17 protein-coding genes are annotated in these 17,594 nt (G+C 60.9%); 15 read left to right on the top strand and 2 right to left on the bottom strand.

Translation table 11 applies throughout. The annotated features are described in order from the left end of the window. The first annotated feature begins 92 nt into the window (after positions 1–92). The 14 genes from Tal182_RS01380 to Tal182_RS01315 all read left to right on the top strand — a co-directional run bounded on the left by Tal182_RS01380 (position 93) and on the right by Tal182_RS01315 (position 14,313). Positions 93–1,547, top strand: coding sequence for an AMP-binding protein (locus Tal182_RS01380; RefSeq protein WP_085857831.1), 1,455 nt, complete (start codon positions 93–95; stop codon positions 1,545–1,547). Continuing rightward, positions 1,544–2,632 carry an acyl-protein synthetase gene (locus Tal182_RS01375; RefSeq protein WP_085857830.1) on the top strand — a complete coding sequence of 363 codons (1,089 nt, stop codon included), beginning with the start codon at positions 1,544–1,546 and terminating at the stop codon, positions 2,630–2,632. Before Tal182_RS01380 ends, Tal182_RS01375 begins: the two co-directional genes overlap by 4 nt. Next, positions 2,616–3,824 (top strand): acyl-CoA reductase, encoded by a 1,209-nt coding sequence (locus Tal182_RS01370; RefSeq protein WP_164517752.1) that lies wholly within the window; start codon positions 2,616–2,618, stop codon positions 3,822–3,824. Before Tal182_RS01375 ends, Tal182_RS01370 begins: the two co-directional genes overlap by 17 nt. A 91-nt stretch (positions 3,825–3,915) precedes the next feature. Beyond that, the gene (locus tag Tal182_RS01365; RefSeq protein WP_064800322.1) at positions 3,916–4,164 is read left to right on the top strand and encodes an acyl carrier protein; all 249 of its coding nucleotides are present in this window, start codon (positions 3,916–3,918) and stop codon (positions 4,162–4,164) included. Continuing rightward, positions 4,161–4,640: a 3-hydroxyacyl-ACP dehydratase FabZ family protein gene (locus tag Tal182_RS01360; protein WP_064800321.1), complete on the top strand. Its 480-nt coding sequence runs from the start codon at positions 4,161–4,163 to the stop codon at positions 4,638–4,640. The genes Tal182_RS01365 and Tal182_RS01360 overlap by 4 nt, the downstream gene beginning before the upstream one ends. Positions 4,641–4,673: 33 nt before the next feature. After that, positions 4,674–6,434, top strand: coding sequence for a thiamine pyrophosphate-binding protein (locus tag Tal182_RS01355; RefSeq protein ID WP_206426543.1), 1,761 nt, complete (start codon positions 4,674–4,676; stop codon positions 6,432–6,434). A gap of 11 nt (positions 6,435–6,445) precedes the next feature. Then, positions 6,446–7,477, top strand: a complete 1,032-nt coding sequence (locus tag Tal182_RS01350) for an N-acetylneuraminate synthase family protein (RefSeq protein WP_085857828.1) — start codon at positions 6,446–6,448, stop codon at positions 7,475–7,477. Between the two features lie 15 nt (positions 7,478–7,492). Continuing rightward, on the top strand, positions 7,493–8,131 hold the full coding sequence (locus Tal182_RS01345; RefSeq protein ID WP_064800318.1) for a GNAT family N-acetyltransferase: 639 nt from the start codon (positions 7,493–7,495) through the stop codon (positions 8,129–8,131). Between the two features lie 150 nt (positions 8,132–8,281). Beyond that, positions 8,282–9,055: a glucose-1-phosphate cytidylyltransferase gene (gene rfbF / locus Tal182_RS01340; RefSeq protein ID WP_064800317.1), complete on the top strand. Its 774-nt coding sequence runs from the start codon at positions 8,282–8,284 to the stop codon at positions 9,053–9,055. After that, positions 9,046–10,110, top strand: a complete 1,065-nt coding sequence (rfbG, locus tag Tal182_RS01335) for a CDP-glucose 4,6-dehydratase (RefSeq protein WP_085857827.1) — start codon at positions 9,046–9,048, stop codon at positions 10,108–10,110. Before rfbF ends, rfbG begins: the two co-directional genes overlap by 10 nt. Beyond that, positions 10,107–11,342 (top strand): class I SAM-dependent methyltransferase, encoded by a 1,236-nt coding sequence (locus tag Tal182_RS01330; protein WP_064800315.1) that lies wholly within the window; start codon positions 10,107–10,109, stop codon positions 11,340–11,342. The genes rfbG and Tal182_RS01330 overlap by 4 nt, the downstream gene beginning before the upstream one ends. Then, positions 11,339–11,881 carry a dTDP-4-dehydrorhamnose 3,5-epimerase family protein gene (locus tag Tal182_RS01325; RefSeq protein WP_064800314.1) on the top strand — a complete coding sequence of 181 codons (543 nt, stop codon included), beginning with the start codon at positions 11,339–11,341 and terminating at the stop codon, positions 11,879–11,881. The genes Tal182_RS01330 and Tal182_RS01325 overlap by 4 nt, the downstream gene beginning before the upstream one ends. Beyond that, positions 11,878–13,116: a glycosyltransferase family 2 protein gene (locus tag Tal182_RS01320; protein WP_085857826.1), complete on the top strand. Its 1,239-nt coding sequence runs from the start codon at positions 11,878–11,880 to the stop codon at positions 13,114–13,116. Before Tal182_RS01325 ends, Tal182_RS01320 begins: the two co-directional genes overlap by 4 nt. 81 nt (positions 13,117–13,197) lie before the next feature. Beyond that, positions 13,198–14,313 carry a DegT/DnrJ/EryC1/StrS family aminotransferase gene (locus tag Tal182_RS01315; protein WP_085857825.1) on the top strand — a complete coding sequence of 372 codons (1,116 nt, stop codon included), beginning with the start codon at positions 13,198–13,200 and terminating at the stop codon, positions 14,311–14,313. Between the two features lie 35 nt (positions 14,314–14,348). Here Tal182_RS01315 and Tal182_RS01310 read toward each other — a convergent pair whose 3' ends face one another. Next, positions 14,349–14,681, bottom strand: coding sequence for a hypothetical protein (locus tag Tal182_RS01310; protein WP_085857824.1), 333 nt, complete (start codon positions 14,679–14,681; stop codon positions 14,349–14,351). A gap of 60 nt (positions 14,682–14,741) precedes the next feature. After that, the gene (locus Tal182_RS01305) at positions 14,742–16,406 is read right to left on the bottom strand and encodes a GumC family protein (protein WP_085857823.1); all 1,665 of its coding nucleotides are present in this window, start codon (positions 16,404–16,406) and stop codon (positions 14,742–14,744) included. A gap of 136 nt (positions 16,407–16,542) precedes the next feature. On the opposite strand from Tal182_RS01305, the gene Tal182_RS01300 reads away from it, so the two are divergent. Then, positions 16,543–17,592, top strand: a complete 1,050-nt coding sequence (locus Tal182_RS01300) for a glycoside hydrolase family 5 protein (RefSeq protein WP_085857822.1) — start codon at positions 16,543–16,545, stop codon at positions 17,590–17,592. Positions 17,593–17,594 lie beyond the last annotated feature (2 nt).

Here is a 17,594-nt window from a genome sequence, read left to right as displayed (position 1 = left end):
GATCAGCGGTCTTCATGAGGAGGCCTGGCGATGGATGTCAGCGCATTGCAAATGTGTGAAACACGCTAATAGCAATTCCAGGCCAAGTCTCGATGGTAGCACCCATTGCAAATTCCACCCGGCTGATGGACGCCGTCTCCTCTCATATCGATCACATTCTGTTCGCATGTGACGACGGAACCAGCATTTCAAGTTCGAGCCTGCTGGAATTCAGCGCGCAGCGCGCATTTCGACAGACGCCCCGGCGGCTGGTCTTCTGCATGTGCGAGAACGATCCGGGCGGTTTGCTGGGCTATCTCAGCCTACTCAAACTCGATGCCGTTCCGCTGATGCTGAGCGCTAGCCTGGCGGCGGCGCAATTTGAGAAGCTGGTGTCGGCCTATCGTCCGGGTTTTGCGTGGCTGCCGGACCACCGAGCCGGTGAATTCGGCGACGGGCATGTGCTGCTCTCTCACATGGGATATAGTCTCGTCGCCGCCGCGGCAGATGAAGCTTATCCGATCGACGATTCGTTGGCGCTGCTGCTCAGCACCTCGGGAAGCACGGGAACGCCGAAGTTCGTGCGGCTTTCGCACGACAATATCCTCGCCAATGCCGAGGCCATCAGCACCTATCTGGTCTTGACCGGCGAGGAGCGGCCGATCACGACGCTGCCGCCGAGCTATTCCTACGGCCTTTCAATCATCCACAGCCATCTTCTGGCGGGAGCCACGATCGCGCTGACCAACAAGACCTTCTTCGATCGGGCATTTTGGGACTTTCTGAAATCGTCGAAGGCGACGAGTTTCGGCGGCGTGCCCTATCATTACGAAATGCTGAAGAAACTGCGCTTTCCATCCATGGATCTTCCGAGCCTCAGGAGCCTGACGCAAGCGGGCGCGCGGATGGAGCCCGAACTGACGCGCGACTTCGCCGAGCTTTGCGCCAACAAGGGTATCCGCTATTTCAGCATGTACGGGCAGACCGAAGCCACCGCGCGGATGTCCTATCTCTCTCCCGACAGGGCGATCGAGAAGGCCGGCAGCATCGGCCGGCCGATCCCGGGCGGCGCTTTTTGGCTCGAGGACGAGCACGGGCAGAAGATCGAGGGCAACGACGCAGCGGGCGAGCTCGTATATTACGGCCGCAACGTCTCGATGGGCTATGCGGAGGGCTATCGGGATCTGGCGCTCGGCGACGAGCGAGGCGGCGTTCTGCGCACAGGCGATATCGCCCGCCGGGACGCCGAAGGCGATTATTACATCGTCGGGCGCCTGAAGCGTTTCCTCAAAATGTTCGGCCATCGCATCAATCTGCAGGATGTCGAGGCGCAGTTGCTGGCGGCCGGTCACACCGTCGTCTGCGCTGGCCAGGACGATCAGCTGGAAATTTACCTCCCTCAAGGCTCCGGCGAGGCCGGTAAGCTCATCAAGGCCAAACTCATTTCGGATCTGAAGATCAGCCCGAAAGCGATCAGCGTCTATGCGATTGCCGAGCTGCCGCGGAATGATTCCGGCAAGATCCAATATAATCAACTGAAATCATCTGCCGGGGATAGCCTCGCATGAGCGTTTTTGATCCCTCCCAATGGCTCGATCGCGAGCCCTATTCGATGAAAGCCGCGGAAAAATCGGGGGCGCTGACTGAAGTCATGCGCAATCTGACCGAATGGCATCGCGACCATTGCGCCGAATATAGCGGCATTCTCGACCTCGTCAGCGATAGGGCGGCAGCGGTGGACGGATTGGACGACGTGCCGTTCATTCCGGTTCGGCTGTTCAAGGAATTGGATCTGTTGAGCATCGAGAGAGGTCAGGTGTTCAAGACGATGACCTCATCCGGCACCAGCGGCCAGCAGGTGTCGCGAATCTACCTCGACAAGGAAACCGCGGCGCTGCAAAGCAAGATCCTCGCCCGGCTGATGGCGGAAGTACTCGGCAAGAAGCGGCTGCCGATGCTAGTCATCGATTCACCGAGCGTGCTGCGGAACCGCAACGCCTTCTCGGCGCGGGGTGCCGGCATTCTCGGCTTTTCCTTCTTCGGGCAGGACGTCACCTATGCCCTCGACGACGAAATGAACCTGGACATACCGGCCATCGAGGCCTTTCTCGAGCGGCACCCGGACCAGCCGATTTTCCTGTTCGGCTTCACCTTCATGATCTGGCAGCATTTCTATGCGCCGCTGAAGGCGATGGGTAGACGTCTGCCGATCGACAGGGGCATCCTGCTGCATGGCGGGGGCTGGAAAAAGCTGCAGGATCAGGCGGTCGGCAATGTTGAATTCCGGGCGGCGATGACCGAATGCGCCGGGATCAAGCGCGTCGTCAATTATTACGGCATGGTCGAGCAGACGGGATCAATCTTCCTGGAATGCGAAGAGGGGCATCTGCATGCGCCGATTTATGCCGATGTCATTATCCGCGATCCGAAGGATTTTCGGACGCTCGAAGTCGGAAAGACCGGGCTGATCGAAGTCATGTCGCTGATACCGCGCAGTTATCCCGGGCATGCGCTGCTGACCGAGGATATCGGCCGGATCGACGGCGAAGACGACTGCCCCTGCGGGCGGCATGGCAAGTATTTCTCGGTGGCCGGACGCGTCGCCAAGGCCGAGGTCAGAGGCTGCAGCGACACCTATGAAGCAAATTCCTGAACTGCCCGTCACCCTTCGCGTCGGCGGCGCGCTCAACACGCTGGAATGCAAGCCGCTGGCGCCCTACTCCACTCAGGCGATGGAATTTATGGCGGCCCTTTCGAAGGCGTTGCTCGCGCTGCCGGCAGCGCGACAGTATCCCGATATCGCCGCCTTCGGCTATTGGTGCCGAGCCGCGAACCTTGCCAAACTCGCGCGCGAATTCGGCACGCAATATCCCCGTATCGGCCGAGGCCTCGTGCTTCACATCGCGCCGGCCAACGTCCCGGTCAACTTCGCCTTTTCCTTCGCCTTCGGGCTGCTGGCCGGCAATGCCAACATCGTTCGTATTCCTGAACGGGATTTTCCGCAGGTCGAGATCATCTGCGACGAGATCGCGAGGCTGTTCGCCCTGCCAGTGCACAGCCGGCTGGCCGCAATGAACCGGCTGATAAAATATCCGCGCGATGACGAGATCACCGGCGCTTTGTCGGTTCATTGCCAGGCGCGCATGCTCTGGGGGGGCGATTCGACGATCGCTCATCTGCGCAAGCTTCCCGCCCATCCGCGCAGCGTCGATATCGCCTTCGCCGACCGTTATTCCTTCTGCCTGATGCAGGCCGAGGCCGTGCTCAGGGCCGACGAGCGGGCGATCGCGGAACTCGCGAGGGGTTTCTTCAACGATGTCTTCCTTCTTGACCAGAATGCCTGCTCGTCTCCGCATCTGGTGATTTGGCAAGGCGATGAAGAGCAGGCCGCAAAGGCGCAGGACCGGTTCTGGCCGACAATGGCGTCGTATCTCCAGCAGCGTTACGAGATCGCGCCGATCTATGCCGTCGACAAGTTCGTCAATCTTTGCCGGACAGCAGACAGGCTGCCGCAGGCAAGCGGGAGCACGCGGCACGACAATCTGATCTACCGCGTCAGCCTGGATGCCCTGCCCTCCGATATCGAGCGGCATCGCGGCCAATACGGCTTCTTCTACGAATATGTGACCGCAGATCTCGGCTGCCTCGCCGGGATCGTCGGCGAACGTTACCAGACGCTGACCAGCTTCGGCATCGACCGGGACGCACTGGTCCGTTTCATCATCGATGAAGGGCTGACGGGCATCGACCGGGTGGTGCCGGTCGGCAGAGCGCTCGATATGGGCGCCATCTGGGACGGCTACAATCTCGTCCAGGAGCTTTCGCGGATCGTCAGTACAGCCTAGCGCAAGGACGGCGGCGCATTGTCGGTGTTCATGTTCAGGCGCAGCTGCTGCGATTCGGACCGCTTTTGACATCGAGTGAGGACATCAGACTATGAGCAACCGTGAGAAATATCAGGCCGCTTTTGCGGAAACCTTCATGCTGGACGCCAAGGACCTGCCTAACCTGAAATATCAGGAAGCCGCGGCCTGGGACAGCGTCGGGCATATGGCGCTCATGGCCGCGCTGGAGGAAGCCTTCGGTATCGAAATGGACATCGACGACATCATCGAATTCTCCAGCTACGAAGCCGGACAGGAGATCCTGGCAAAGTACAATGTGAGCATCGAGAAGGCCGCATGAGCGACGCAACGAACGCCGTCGCTTTCGATATCAACGGCATTATCAGCCATCAGAGAAATCGCTATCCTGTTCTGCTGATCGATCGCGTCACAGCGGTCGATCCCGGCAGGAGCGCCTCGGCGGTGAAGTGCTTTACCTATAATGAATGGTTCTTCCCCGGCCATTTCGATGATGAGCCGAATGTGCCGGGTTTCATCCAGATCGAATCGCTGACGCAGACCTTCATCATGACCTTCCTCTGTATGGAGGAATACAAGGGCATGAAGACCAATTTCGTTTCGCTCAACAATGTGAAGTTCAAGCGCAAGATCGTTCCGGGCGACGTCTTGGAGATCGATGCAGTCCTCGTCTCCTTCAAGCGCGGAATTGCAATCGGCTCGGTCAGCAGCGCGGTGAGAGGCGAACCTGCCTGCAGCGGCGATTTCATCGTGGCCGTGCCCGACATCCTGGATCGCTTCAAGCCGAAAACCCCATGAGATAGACGATCGATGAGAGTTGCCGACTATATAATGCAGCGTCTCGCTGAGGCCGGGATCGGACACGTATTCCTGGTCACCGGACGTGGCGCCTTGTTCCTGACCGACGCGCTGGCCAAACATGCTGAGCTGCAGGGCATATCGGTCCATCACGAACAGTCGGCTTCTTTCGCGGCTGCCGCCTACGCCCATCAGACCGGCGGACTGGGCGCGTGCCTCGTCTCCACCGGCTGCGCCTCGACCAACACGATCACGGGCGTGCTGTCGGCCTGGCAGGACGGCATTCCCTGCATTTTCATCTCCGGCCAGAATACGCTGAAAGAAACCAGCCGCTATACCGGCATTCCGCTGCGCACCTACGGCCAGCAGGAAGCCGACATCATCTCGATCGTTCAACCGATTACCAAATATGCGAAAATGATCACCTCGGCCGAAGAGATCGTCGAAGCCATGGACACGGCGCTGACGCTCGCTAATACCGGCCGGAAAGGCCCTGTCTGGATCGATGTGCCGCTGGACTTGCAGAGCGCCCAGATCGATCCCGAAACGATCGCGCGGGCAAGTCAGGCGCCGGTGCTGCCCATAGCAACGCAGCAAGATATGGATGCTGTCGTCGCGGCGTTGTCGGCGGCCAAACGCCCCGTCGTGCTGATCGGCAATGGCCTGCGTTCCAGCGGTGCGGCGGACGCTTTTCGGCAGTTCGTGGAGCGCTGGAACGTCCCGGTGACCTTCGCCGCCTCGGCTCCGGACGCCTATGGCAGCGCCAATGCCAGGTCAATCGGCTCCGTCGGTTCGATGGGGTGTTCGCGCGCCGGAAATTTCGCGGTGCAGAATGCCGATCTGCTGCTCGTCCTCGGCTGCCGGCTGACCTCGCTGACGACGGGACCGGACTTCTGCAAATTCGCCCGGGCGGCAAAGATCGTGGTCGTCGATATCGATCAGGTCGAGCACAGCAAGGAAACCGTGCAAATCGACCGATTCGTGCATGCGGAGCTAGCCAACTTCCTCGAACGGATCAATGCAGCCGACTGCGAGCCGGCGAATGCCGCCTGGATGGCCAAGTGTCAGCACTGGAAGGCAATCTTCTCAGGCCCCGAGCCCGACTTCAGGCACGCGGAGCGGGTCGACCTCTATGAATTGGCCGAATGCCTGACCGAGCTGATGCCGCCGTCCTCGACACTGGTCACCGATTCCGGATTGAACGAGGTGATCCTGCCGACCAACATCCAGTTTTCCGACGGCATGACCGCTGTTCATCCGGCCATGCAAGGGGCGATGGGCTTTGCCCTGCCGGCGGCGATCGGCGCCTATTATGCAAAGCCGCAGCCTGTCATCGCCGTCATCGGTGACGGTTCGATCATGATGAACCTGCAGGAATTCGAGACGATCCGCTACCGCAACCTGCCGGTCAAGGTCATCGTCATCAACAACAACGTCTATTCGATCATCCGCAGACGCCAGCAGGAGCTGTTCCGGAAGCGCGTGATCGGTGTCGATCCCGCCAACGGCGTGAGCGCGCCCGATTTCTCCAAAGTCGCCGCCTGCTTCGAGCTCGATTACATCAGGATCGACGCCCCGGATCAGCTGCGGAGCGGTCTTGAGGATCTTCTCAGCCGGGATGGACCGGTTCTCTGCGAGATCATGGGCCGCGAGGATCAGGAATATATCGAGCTGGGGCAGACACGTAGCGCGATCGACCGGCGTTTCGTACGCCGTCCACTCGAAGATCAGGCCCCCTTCCTCGACCGCGATCTTTTCCTTTCGGAAATGGTCATCGAGCCCATCGACCAATAGGCAAACTCATCATGGCAACTGTCACACTTCGCAACGGCCGGCTGATCGGTGATTATCTCGCGCCCTACCTCATCGCCGAGCTGAATACGAGCCATTTCGGCGAGATGGCCACGGCGCGAACCATGATCGCTCAGGCGAAAGAGGCCGGCTGCGATTGCGTGAAATTTCAATCGTGGAGCACGGAGTCTCTTTATTCCGCCGGTTATTACCGCGAGAACGCGATCGCGAAGCGCATCGTCAACAAGTTCTCACTTGCGGATGCGAAGCTTGAAGAGCTCGCGGCCTACTGCCGGGAGATTGGCATCGACTTCGCCTCAACGCCCTATTCGCGTTACGAAGCCGAGTTCCTGGTGAAGGTCTGCGAGGTTCCCTTCATCAAAATCGCCTCGATGGAGCTGAACAATCTGCCTTATCTCCGCCGTCTCGGCAGTCTCGGTGCTCCGCTGGTGCTCTCGACCGGCATGGGTTCGCTGGAGGAAATCATCCGCGCAGTCGAGGCCATCGAAGAGACCGGCAATCGGCAGATCATCATCCTGCACTGCACCTCGGTCTATCCGGCGCCGCCGGAGACCATCCGCCTTCAGAATATCCTCGGCCTGCGCAGCGAATTCCCGGCCTATCCGATCGGATATTCCGACCACAGCACGGGTATCGAGATTCCGGCCGCGTCGATCGCGCTCGGCGCATGCGTCATCGAAAAACACTTCACGCTCGACAGCTCGCGCATCGGCATGGACAACCAGATGGCGACGGAGCCCGAGGAAATGAAGGCGATGATCTCAGCCTGCCATAAGGTGCATACGGCGCTCGGCGGCACGGGACGGATCCTCGATCCTTCCGAGCGAGACCAGATAGCGAAGATGCGGCGGAGCATCATCACTGCACGCGCCTTGAAGGCGGGCAGCGTCATCGGAGCAGACGATCTCGATGCGAAGCGGCCGGGGACGGGCATTGCGCCGACCGAAATCGGTATCGTCGTCGGCAAGCGGCTGAAAGTCGACATCGATGCCGACGAGATCATCCTTCCGGAACATTTCGAGTAACTGGAAAGTCAGCCGATGACCCCGATACAGCAATATATCCACGATATCGTGCAGGAGAAAATTTCGGCGGTCATCGATCTCGTCGACGAGAGCGGCACTCCGATCGGAAGACTCGTTCCATTGACTGTCAGCCATCTCGACGACGAAGTCATCCTCGGTAAGCTGACCGACTGGCGTAACGCCAATATGAATTTCTTCCTGACGCATTTCACCGCGACCATCGAGCGGACGAGAAGCTGGCTTGCCAATGTCGTCTTCAAGAACCCGACGCAGCTGATGTTCCTGATCTATTCGTCCGACCAGCTGATCGGCCATTTCGGCTTCAAGGACCTGACGGAGAAGGACGTGCTGCTCGACAACGCCATGCGCGGCGAGCGCGGCGGCCATCCGAAATTGCTCCAGGCCGCCGGCCGCGCCCTGATCGACTGGCTGTTCGAAAAGACCAATGTCAAAACGGTCTATGGATATGTGCTGACGACAAATGCGGCAGCGATCATGCTTAACCGGGCGATGGGCTTTGGCCTCTGGGACAAATATCCGCTCAACAAGTCCGTGACGAATGGCGAGGCTCGCTGGGACATGGGACCAAAAGGCGGAAACAGCGACGACAATTCATACTGCTATCGCGTCGAGGTCGTCCGAAGCGGCGCCTGATGCGATCCCCAGGCACTACGGTAAGCCTCGCACAAGAACGAAATCGGATACCGGAACAGGATGAAATGCGGGCTTTTCCGCCTGTTGAAAGCCCGGCGCGTCGCAGGACGGGCGGGCGGACTTGATTAGATACTCTGGAGTTCGCTTGGGATGAAAGTCGTAATTCTCGCCGGTGGCCTTGGCTCTCGTCTTGCCGAGGAAACCAGTATCCGCCCCAAGCCTCTGGTCGAAGTCGGCGGCATGCCGATCCTCTGGCACATCATGAACATCTATGCCCATCACGGGCTCAATGATTTCATCATCTGCGCCGGCTACAAGGGCTACATGATCAAGGAATACTTCGTAAACCTTGTTCTCCATCACAGCGACGTCACCGTCGATCTCGCCTCCAACAGCATCGATTATCACGGCGGCAAGCGCCCGAACTGGCGCGTCACCGTCGTCGATACCGGCGTGCATTCGATGACCGGTGGCCGTATCGGCCGCGTACGCGACTATCTCAACCCCGGCGAACCCTTCTGCATGACCTATGGCGACGGCGTCGGCGACATCGACATCGCCTCTGAAGTCGCCTTCCATCGCAGCCACGGCTTAAAGGCGACGATGTGCGCAGTCTCCCCTCCCGGCCGCTACGGCGCCACAAACATCGAAGGAAAGTTCATCACCTCCTTCGTGGAGAAACCGAAAGGCGACGGCCAGCGTATCAATGGCGGATTTTTCGTGCTCGACCCCTCCGTGGTCGATCTCATTCCGAGCGATGACACGATTTGGGAAGCAGGGCCGCTGGAATGGCTCGCCGCCAACAACCAACTCGCCGCCTTCAAACATGACGGCTTCTGGCAGCCGATGGATACGCTTCGAGAGCGCAACCATCTGGAAGAACTCTGGAACACCGGAAAGGCGCCGTGGAAGCTATGGGCCTGACCAACTTCTGGAAAGGACGGCGGGTCTTTCTGACCGGACATACTGGCTTCAAGGGATCCTGGCTCTCCCTGTGGCTGGAACGGCTCGGCGCCGCGGTGACTGCGGTGTCTCTGGCGCCCGAGACCGGACCGTCGCTCTATCGGAAGCTCGCCCCCTGGGACGATCGCCGCCACCATATCGTCGATATCCGCGATGCCGCGGCACTTCTCGCCATCTTCAAGGGCTTCGAGCCGGAGATCGTCATTCATATGGCTGCGCAGGCGCTGGTGCGGCGCTCCTATGAGAACCCGGCCGAAACCTTCTCGACCAACGTGATGGGAACGGCAAATATCCTTGACGCGATCCGGCATACGCCATCCGTCAAGACGGTGCTGGTCATCACTTCGGACAAAGTCTACGCCAATAACGGCAGCGGCATACCGTTCGTCGAAACAGATACGCTCGGCGGCAAGGATCCCTATAGCAACTCCAAGGCCTGCACAGAACTCGTCTGCCAGAGCTATCGCGATAGTTTCTTCAAGGCACGCGATCTCAGACTCGCGACCGTGCGCGCCGGCAATGTCATCGGCGGCGGCGACTGGTCCAGGGACCGGTTGATTCCGGACTTCATCCGGGCCTTCGAGGGCGGCGAGCCGATCATGCTGCGTTATCCCGAGGCGATTCGCCCCTGGCAGCATGTGCTGGAGCCGCTCGGCGGCTATCTCGGCTTCGCCGAGGTGCTGACGGAGGAGCGCGGCAAGAATCTGCCGGACGCGCTGAATTTCGGTCCGAATCCGGAAAGCTTCGCCACGGTTTCCGAACTCGCAGAAGCGCTCGGGCGCGCGCATGACGTCGAAAATGTATGGCGGCTTGCGCCGGGCGAACATCTGCCTGAAGCGCCGGCGCTGACGCTGAGTTCGGCCCTTGCGTTCGACACCATCGGCTGGCGCCCGCGCCTCAGCCTGCAACAGACCATCGACTGGACTGCCGCCTGGTACAAGGCCAACCGCGAAGGCGAAGACATGCGCGCCTTCTCGCTCGGCCAGATCGCGGCATATGAGGAAGCAGTATCATGACAGCGCATAATTGCCGGTTTTGCGACGCTCCGTTGAAGCATCGTTTCGTCGATCTCGGCTCGACGCCGCTCGCCAATGCCTACCTGACGGAAGAGCAGCTCAACCAGCCGGAACCGTCCTATCCGCTGCGCGCCTTCGTCTGCTCCGAATGCTGGCTGGTGCAGGCCGATGCCTTTGTTCCGCCGGAAGATATCTTCAGCCACTACGCCTATTTTTCCTCTTACAGCGACAGCTGGGTGGAGCATGCGCGCCGGTTCACCATCATGGTGCGGGAGCGCTTCGGCCTCGGTCCGACCTCGCAGGTCATCGAGGTGGCGAGCAATGACGGTTATCTCCTGAAGCATTTTGTCGAGGCCGCCGTGCCGGTGCTCGGCATCGAACCGGCCGAAAACGTAGCCGAAGTCGCCCGCGCCATCGGCGTGCCGACGGAGGCGCGCTTCTTCGGCAAGGCGACGGCCGCCGATCTCGTTTCGCGCGGGCATGCCGCTGATATCGTCATCGGCAATAATGTGCTTGCCCATGTGCCTGACATCAACGACTTCGTCGGCGGGCTTTCGGCCGTGCTGAAGCCCGACGGCGTCGTCAGCGTCGAATTTCCGCATCTGCTGCGGCTGATGGAGAGCATCCAGTTCGACACCGTGTACCACGAGCATTTCTATTATCTTTCTCTGCTCGCCGTCGAAAAGGTCTTTGCCGCCCACGGCCTGAAGGTCTTCGACGTCGAGGAACTGCCGACTCATGGCGGCAGCCTGCGCATCCTCGCCTGCCGCACGACCTCGACCGCCCACGCCACCGGTCCTGCCCTTACCAAGGTACGGGCCGACGAAAAGGCCGCCGGCTTCAACAGGACCGAAACCTACGAAGCCTTCCAGAGCCGTGTCGCGCCAATCAAGCAAGGCCTGCTCGCCTTCCTCAACGAAGCCAAGCGGAACGGCAAGAGTGTGGCCGCCTATGGCGCGGCCGCCAAGGGCAATACGCTTTTGAACTTCTGTGGCGTCGGCACCGACCTCATCGACTATGTCGTCGATCGCAATCCGCACAAGCAGGGCCACTACCTGCCGGGCAGCAAGCTGCCGATCTATGCGCCGGAGAAGATGGAAGAAACCCGGCCCGACTACGTGCTGATCCTGCCCTGGAACATCAAGAATGAGGTGGTTTCCGGCAACAGAAAGGTCGCCGCCTGGGGCGGACGTTTTGCCGTCGCCGTGCCTGAATTGACGGTGCTCGGATGAGGTTTTCGCCAACCGCGGTTGCAGGAGCCTTCGTCGTCGACGTCGAGGAACGCGCCGACAACCGCGGGGTGTTTGCGCGAACCTTCTGTGCGGAAAGCTTTGCCGCCCACCGGCTCGCCTCGGTCTATCCGCAGTGCAACGTCTCGCAGAATCACAAGCGCGGAACGCTGCGCGGTATGCACTACCAGGCCGATCCGAAACCGGAGTCAAAGCTCGTCAGGGCAATACGCGGTCGGGTCTTCGACGTGGCGCTCGACCTTCGTCCGGCATCCGAGACCTACCTCAAATGGGCCGCGGTCGAACTCGACGGCGAAAAGCGCAACGCCTTCTACATTCCGGCGGGCTGCGCCCACGGGTTCCTCACTCTCGAGGACAATTGCGAACTCTTTTACCAGATGTCCGAAGTCTACGTTGCCGAACTCGCGAGGGGTGTGCGGTACGACGACCCTGAATTCGGCATCGCCTGGCCATTCGCGCCAGTCATCATCAGTGAGCGCGACGCCGCGCTCGAAAGCTATGTCAGGGGGACACTCACTTGAGCGGCATCAAACTCAGCATCTGCATTCCGACCTATAATCGCGAACCTTTCCTTCGCCATTGCCTGACCTATTGCGAAAACGACTACAAGTTCGATTTCCCCTTCGAGATCGTCATCTGCGACAACGCCTCCACCGACGGCACACAGCAGGTGGTCGAGGAATTCATCGCCCGCCGTCTGCCGATCCGCTACTTCCGCCGTGACGAGAATGCCGGCGGCGGACCGAACTTTGCCAGCGCCTTCCGCCTCGGCAAGGGCGAATATCTCATCTATCTCGCCGACGACGACATACTGATCCCCGACGCCGTGGCCGAAACCGTCGAATATCTCGACCGGAACCCGGACGTGACCGCCGTTCAGGCGCCATGGTTCCTTTATGACGAGGTCAACAAGACCGATCTCGGGCAGTTCTTCAATCTTGAATCCGACGTGAAGTTTCAGCGGGGCGGTTTCACCGAAGTCTTCCAGTTCATCTACGAACGCCACATCTTTCCCGAGATCGCGGTCTACCGCGCCTCCGCACTTCGCTCGGCCTGGGTTCCCCGGGAATTCTGTTTCTACCCGTTCTCGTTCCTCGCCCATTTCCTCGACCAGGGCGCCGTCAGCTTCCTCAAGCGGCCATTCTACCGCTCGGTCTCCAACACGGTGATCGAACGCGACCGGCCGCAAGCGGGCACCGACGAGGTGATGACGAGCTGGGACCGCTACCGCGCGGGCCTCGAATATTTCCTCTTTACCGGAGCCAAGCGTGGCGCGATCCACCTCACGGCGGAGACGCGGCTTCAATATGAAGAAAAGTGCAAGATCTTCACGCTCAACCGCATGGCTGTCGCCTTCCGCTTCTGGGCGATGCGCAAGAACTTCCTCAAAGCATATGAACTCTACGTCCGGATCGTCTGGGGCGGCATTATCGATCACCCCGAGATCCGGCCCTTCCGCGACCGCCTGCCGCTGATGGTCGTGATCCAGACACTCGTCGGTGAAGTGAACGGCGCGATCGGCGTCAACGCACTGCTGCTCGCCGGTTTCACGGAAACGCCCGCTCTAGAGGCACTGATGCGCGAACTCGGCCTCAAGCCGCGCGTGAAAGTGACGACGGAAATCGGTGCCGATCCGATCGAGACGACGGCGGTCTTCGTCGCCGACGGCAGCGACCGAGACTATTTTGTCTCGCTCGGCTACCTGCCTGGCATCGTCCTGCACGAACACGACCTCGCCCGGCATGTGATCATGTAAGCCTCAAGTCACGTGAGCCCCGGGACGAGTTTCAGGCGCCAAGTTTATCCGATCTCCATTTCACTCAGAAGAAGCAGCGGCATGAGCAACAGGATCTTCTACACCAAGCCATCCATCACCCAGCTCGAAACGGACTACGCGGCGGATGCCGCCGCCACCGGCTGGGGCGCGCGCTGCTACGATTATCTCAACCGCTTCGAGGACGACTTCAAAACCTATCTCGGCAGCGGCTTTGCAATCGCCACGTCGAGCTGCACCGGCGCCATGCATATGGGGCTTGCAGCGCTCGGCGTCGGCGCCGGCGACGAAGTGATCCTTGCCGATACGAACTGGGTCGCGACCGTTTCGCCGATCGTTCATCTCGGTGCCACACCTGTCTTCGTCGATGTGCTTGCCGACACGTGGTGCATCGATCCTGAGCAGGTCGAGCGCCATATTACGCCGAAGACCAAGGCGATCATCGCGACACATCTCTACGGCAACCTTTGCGACATGGATGCGCTGCTGCAGATCAGCAAACGCACCGGCATTCCCGTCATCGAAGACGCCGCCGAAGCGATCGGCTCCGTCTGGCACGGCCGCCGCGCCGGCTCGATGGGCGCCTTCGGTACCTTCTCTTTCCACGGCACCAAGACGCTGACGACGGGCGAAGGCGGCATGTTCGTCACCAATGACGCCGCCCTTTACGAGCGCGTGCTGACGCTCAGCAATCATGGACGCGCCCGCGGCCAGACGAAGCAATTCTGGCCGGATGCGATCGGCTTCAAATACAAGATGTCGAATATTCAGGCGGCCATCGGCTGCGCCCAGCTCGAGCGTATCGATGAACTCGTCAATCGCAAGCGCGAAATTCTGGCTTCCTATATGATCCGGCTTTCGACCCTGCCCGGCATCACAATGAACCCGGAATATACCGGCACGATCAACGGCGCTTGGATGCCAACAGCAGTCTTCCATCCCTCGACCGGCATCACCCGCGAGATGCTGCAGCAGGCTTTTGATGCGGCGAATACCGACGCACGCGTCTTCTTCTATCCGCTCTCCAGCCTCGCGATGTTCGAGGACCGACCGGAAAACCTCAACGCCTGGAGCATTCCAGGACGGGCGATCAACCTGCCGAGCTATCATGACATGAGCGAGGCCGATATCGAGCGAGTGGCGGCAACGCTGGTCAATCTCGCCTCGACTCGAATGTAACAGCATGACATTGCGGCAGCAGGCCTGAAAAGGCCTTACCGCACCGGCTGATAGTGGCCGCGGAGCGGAACCTTTTCGCCCATGGTCACGAAGCCGTCGCGGTCGCAGACGTACATCAGCGTCGGCATGCCGCCAGAGCGGAAGATTTCGTCATAGCGACGGCGGATCTGGACGGTCTCGGTGCGGCAATTATAGGATTCCTCTTCCTTCTTGTCCGGCTGCGCCTTGACGCCGGGAAGGCCCTTGTAGGGATAGAGGGGTTGAACAGTCGAATCCACGGATTTCGTCCAGTCGACAGCGAAGGCTGACGCCGGGGCGAGGCTGGACAGGGCGCCGAGCGATATCAGAAGCGTCATCAACAGCCGCATGGGAATTCTCCTGCGGCGACAAACCGCTTCTCCCGCATGTAGGAAAACCGATGGCCCGCATCAAGCCGCCGCGGCGGGGGATTTCCTGAAATAGCCTCTGATGACGGAGTGGCCGAAGAGACCGGCGAGGATGGCAAAGGCGGCACCCAGGAAGAACCCGGCGAGGAAGCCGCCGATGATGCCGGCGACCATCAAGATCTTCTTCCCCGGACCATCGGCCTTGACCGGCGGTTCGGCCGGAGAGATGACGCGGATGTTGCTCTGGCTGAGGTTCTGCTCCTCGCTCGTCTGGCTCGAGCGCTTGAGCACCGTTTCGTAGATATCGCGCGCCGCCGTCGCCTTGCGCTGCAATTCGTTCAGCTCCACCTGCTTGTCCGAGGTCGTCGCCTGCAGCGCCTTCTGAACGACGAGTTCCTTGGCGACGCTGTCCTCGGCAGCCTTGGCCTGCTCGTATTCGCCCTTTGCCGAGGTGGCGAGGCGCTGCAATTCGCCCCTGATTTCGCCTGCTATGCTCTGCAGCGAGGAGCGCGCCGCCTGCAGGCGCGGATGACGCGTGCCCATCTGGCTTTCGAGGCTGCCGACGGCGGCGGCCTGGGCGGCATATTGCTGACGCAAGCTGACGAGCGGCGAGTTGACGCCGCCCTCCGCCTGGTTGCCGGCCACGATGTCTTCGACGCGCAGATTGGCGACGGCATCGGCGCGGGCCTTCGCCTGGATGGTCTTTTCCTGCGCCGTCACCAAGAGCGTGTTCAGCGAGACGAGGCGCTGGTCGGAGATCAGGTTGCCTTCGGTCGCGGCCATGTCGTTGTCGGCCCGAAAGGTTTCGACCGCCTGCTCGGCCTCCAGCACCTTCTGACGCAGGTCGGCAAGGCGTCCGTCCAGCGTCGAGGAGGTATTTTCGTAGAGGCCGTTCGAGGCGCTGTTTTCCTCCTCGGTAAAGGAGGTGACCACCTGGTTGGCAAGCTTCGCGGATTTCTCGGGGTCATTCGTCGTCGCGGCGAGCGAAACGACATAGGTGCCGGTCTGGCGGGTGATGACAAGCGCTTTCTGCAGGGCGCCGATCACGGCCGCGCCATCCGTCCTGCCGCCGTTAAATTCCGGATCCTGGTCGAGCTTCATCGCCTCTACGACGCGGCGCAGCACATTGCCCGAGGTCAGAATCTGCACCTGGCTGTCGATCAGGGCCGAGATCATTTCCGGCGATGGGCCTGAAGATTGCGCGCCCGCCTCGGCAAGGCCGATCTGACGCGGATCGAAATAAAGGCTGCTGACGGCAGTGAATTTCTGGCCGATCAGCGGCGCCACCACGCCGCCCCCGACGGCTCCAAAAAGGGCCAGCACAAACACCACCAGTCGGCGGCTCCAGATCGCCGCGATGCTGGAGCGGAGGTCGAGAAGCGGGGCGGCGGGCGCGGATGTGCTCTGCTGCGGCACATTGGCCGCAGGCGGTTCTGGGGCCGCAGGCGGTTCTGGGGCCGCAGGCGGTTCTGGGGCCGCGGGCGGCTCGACGGCAGCGGCCGGCGGCGGCTCGGATCGACGGATTTCTGCAACCCGTGCCGACGGCGGCACGAAAGGCGGTGGGGCGGGTTGGGGCTCGGGACGGGCGAAATCATCCGGACGAACAACGGGACTGCGCGAGCGCACGCCTTCCGACGCAGTCGGAGACGGCTCGTAACTCCGCCAGCCGGGCAGCCGGCTTACCCTGTTCCTGTCATACTGACTCATACGCGCACTCGCATCCCGCCCAGCGTGAAAGACTGAAGCCAAGGTGCCGAGACTTTAGAAATTCTTAGCTAACGGACCGTTAAGATAGGTGCAGCGAAGTCGATGTTGCGATTTTGCCGTGATTGCGAGGATAGCCATGAGGACGACACGACATCTGGTGGCGCTGCTGCTTGCGGCCGCCCTCATGCCGTCGCCGGTCTTTGCGGCCGGCGCGCCGTGTTATCGCGGCGTCAATCTTTCCGGCGGCGAATATAGCGAGCGCGGCGCCATCTACGGCACGAACTACATCTATCCGAGCGAGCAGACGATCCGCTATTTCGCCGAAAAGGGCATGACGATCATTCGGCTGCCCTTCCGCTGGGAGCGGCTGCAGCCGGCGCTCGGCGGGCGGCTGGACGAGGACGAATTCAAGCGAATCAAGGAAACGGTCGGCCTGATCCGAAAGCAGGGCATGGCCGTTCTGCTCGACCCGCATAATTTCGGCTATTACGATAAGGCGCAGGTCGGCACCGCGCCGGCGACGGACGCCGCATTCGCCGACTTCTGGGCAAGGCTCGCGGTCGAATTCGCTAATGAGGACGGCGTTCTCTTCGGCCTGATGAACGAGCCGCACGACGTCAAGGCGACGGACTGGCTCGATGCCGCCAACGCGGCGATCCGCGCCATCCGCGCCGTCGGCGCTCGCAACCTCATCCTCGTGCCGGGTACCGCCTGGAGCGGCGCTCACAGTTGGGAGGAGGATGTGATCGGCGGTGCCAACGGCACGGTGATGCTCGGTGTGCGCGATCCGCTCGATTTCTACGCTTACGAGGTCCACCAATATCTCGACGTCGATTCGTCGGGAACTCATGCCAGCTGCGAAGGCGCCACCAACGCGGTCGAGGCCATCGCCGGCGTCACCGCCTGGCTGAAGCGAAACCATAAACGCGGTTTTCTTGGCGAATTCGGCGGCTCCGCCGATAAGGACTGCATGAGCGGCCTGACCAAGATCTACGCCACCATGTCCGACAACAGCGATGTCTGGCTCGGCTGGTCCTATTGGGCGGCGGGCGAATGGTGGCCGGCGGACGAACCTTTCAACGTTCAGCCGGGCAAGGGTACCGAGCGACCGCAGATGCGGCTTCTCGCCGCGTCGGTGAAAGCGGATGCCGGCGCCTGCACCGCTGTCAAGCCTGCGGGGAATTGACC

The organism is Rhizobium sp. TAL182, assembly GCF_002117725.1.
GTDB classification, from domain to species: domain Bacteria; phylum Pseudomonadota; class Alphaproteobacteria; order Rhizobiales; family Rhizobiaceae; genus Rhizobium; species Rhizobium esperanzae.
Note: the sequence above shows the minus strand (reverse complement) of the source record. Positions and strands in the feature narration are given on the sequence as shown.

Bases quoted from the DNA above. Each gene is read 5' to 3' on its own strand.
- Tal182_RS01380 (WP_085857831.1), top strand. From the start codon at position 93: ATGGTAGCACCCATTGCAAATTCCACCCGGCTGATGGACGCCGTCTCC.
- Tal182_RS01375 (WP_085857830.1), top strand. From the start codon at position 1,544: ATGAGCGTTTTTGATCCCTCCCAATGGCTCGATCGCGAGCCCTATTCG.
- Tal182_RS01370 (WP_164517752.1), top strand. From the start codon at position 2,616: ATGAAGCAAATTCCTGAACTGCCCGTCACCCTTCGCGTCGGCGGCGCG.
- Tal182_RS01365 (WP_064800322.1), top strand. From the start codon at position 3,916: ATGAGCAACCGTGAGAAATATCAGGCCGCTTTTGCGGAAACCTTCATG.
- Tal182_RS01360 (WP_064800321.1), top strand. From the start codon at position 4,161: ATGAGCGACGCAACGAACGCCGTCGCTTTCGATATCAACGGCATTATC.
- Tal182_RS01355 (WP_206426543.1), top strand. From the start codon at position 4,674: ATGCAGCGTCTCGCTGAGGCCGGGATCGGACACGTATTCCTGGTCACC.
- Tal182_RS01350 (WP_085857828.1), top strand. From the start codon at position 6,446: ATGGCAACTGTCACACTTCGCAACGGCCGGCTGATCGGTGATTATCTC.
- Tal182_RS01345 (WP_064800318.1), top strand. From the start codon at position 7,493: ATGACCCCGATACAGCAATATATCCACGATATCGTGCAGGAGAAAATT.
- rfbF (WP_064800317.1), top strand. From the start codon at position 8,282: ATGAAAGTCGTAATTCTCGCCGGTGGCCTTGGCTCTCGTCTTGCCGAG.
- rfbG (WP_085857827.1), top strand. From the start codon at position 9,046: ATGGGCCTGACCAACTTCTGGAAAGGACGGCGGGTCTTTCTGACCGGA.
- Tal182_RS01330 (WP_064800315.1), top strand. From the start codon at position 10,107: ATGACAGCGCATAATTGCCGGTTTTGCGACGCTCCGTTGAAGCATCGT.
- Tal182_RS01325 (WP_064800314.1), top strand. From the start codon at position 11,339: ATGAGGTTTTCGCCAACCGCGGTTGCAGGAGCCTTCGTCGTCGACGTC.
- Tal182_RS01315 (WP_085857825.1), top strand. From the start codon at position 13,198: ATGAGCAACAGGATCTTCTACACCAAGCCATCCATCACCCAGCTCGAA.
- Tal182_RS01310 (WP_085857824.1), bottom strand. From the start codon at position 14,681: ATGCGGCTGTTGATGACGCTTCTGATATCGCTCGGCGCCCTGTCCAGC.
- Tal182_RS01305 (WP_085857823.1), bottom strand. From the start codon at position 16,406: ATGAGTCAGTATGACAGGAACAGGGTAAGCCGGCTGCCCGGCTGGCGG.
- Tal182_RS01300 (WP_085857822.1), top strand. From the start codon at position 16,543: ATGAGGACGACACGACATCTGGTGGCGCTGCTGCTTGCGGCCGCCCTC.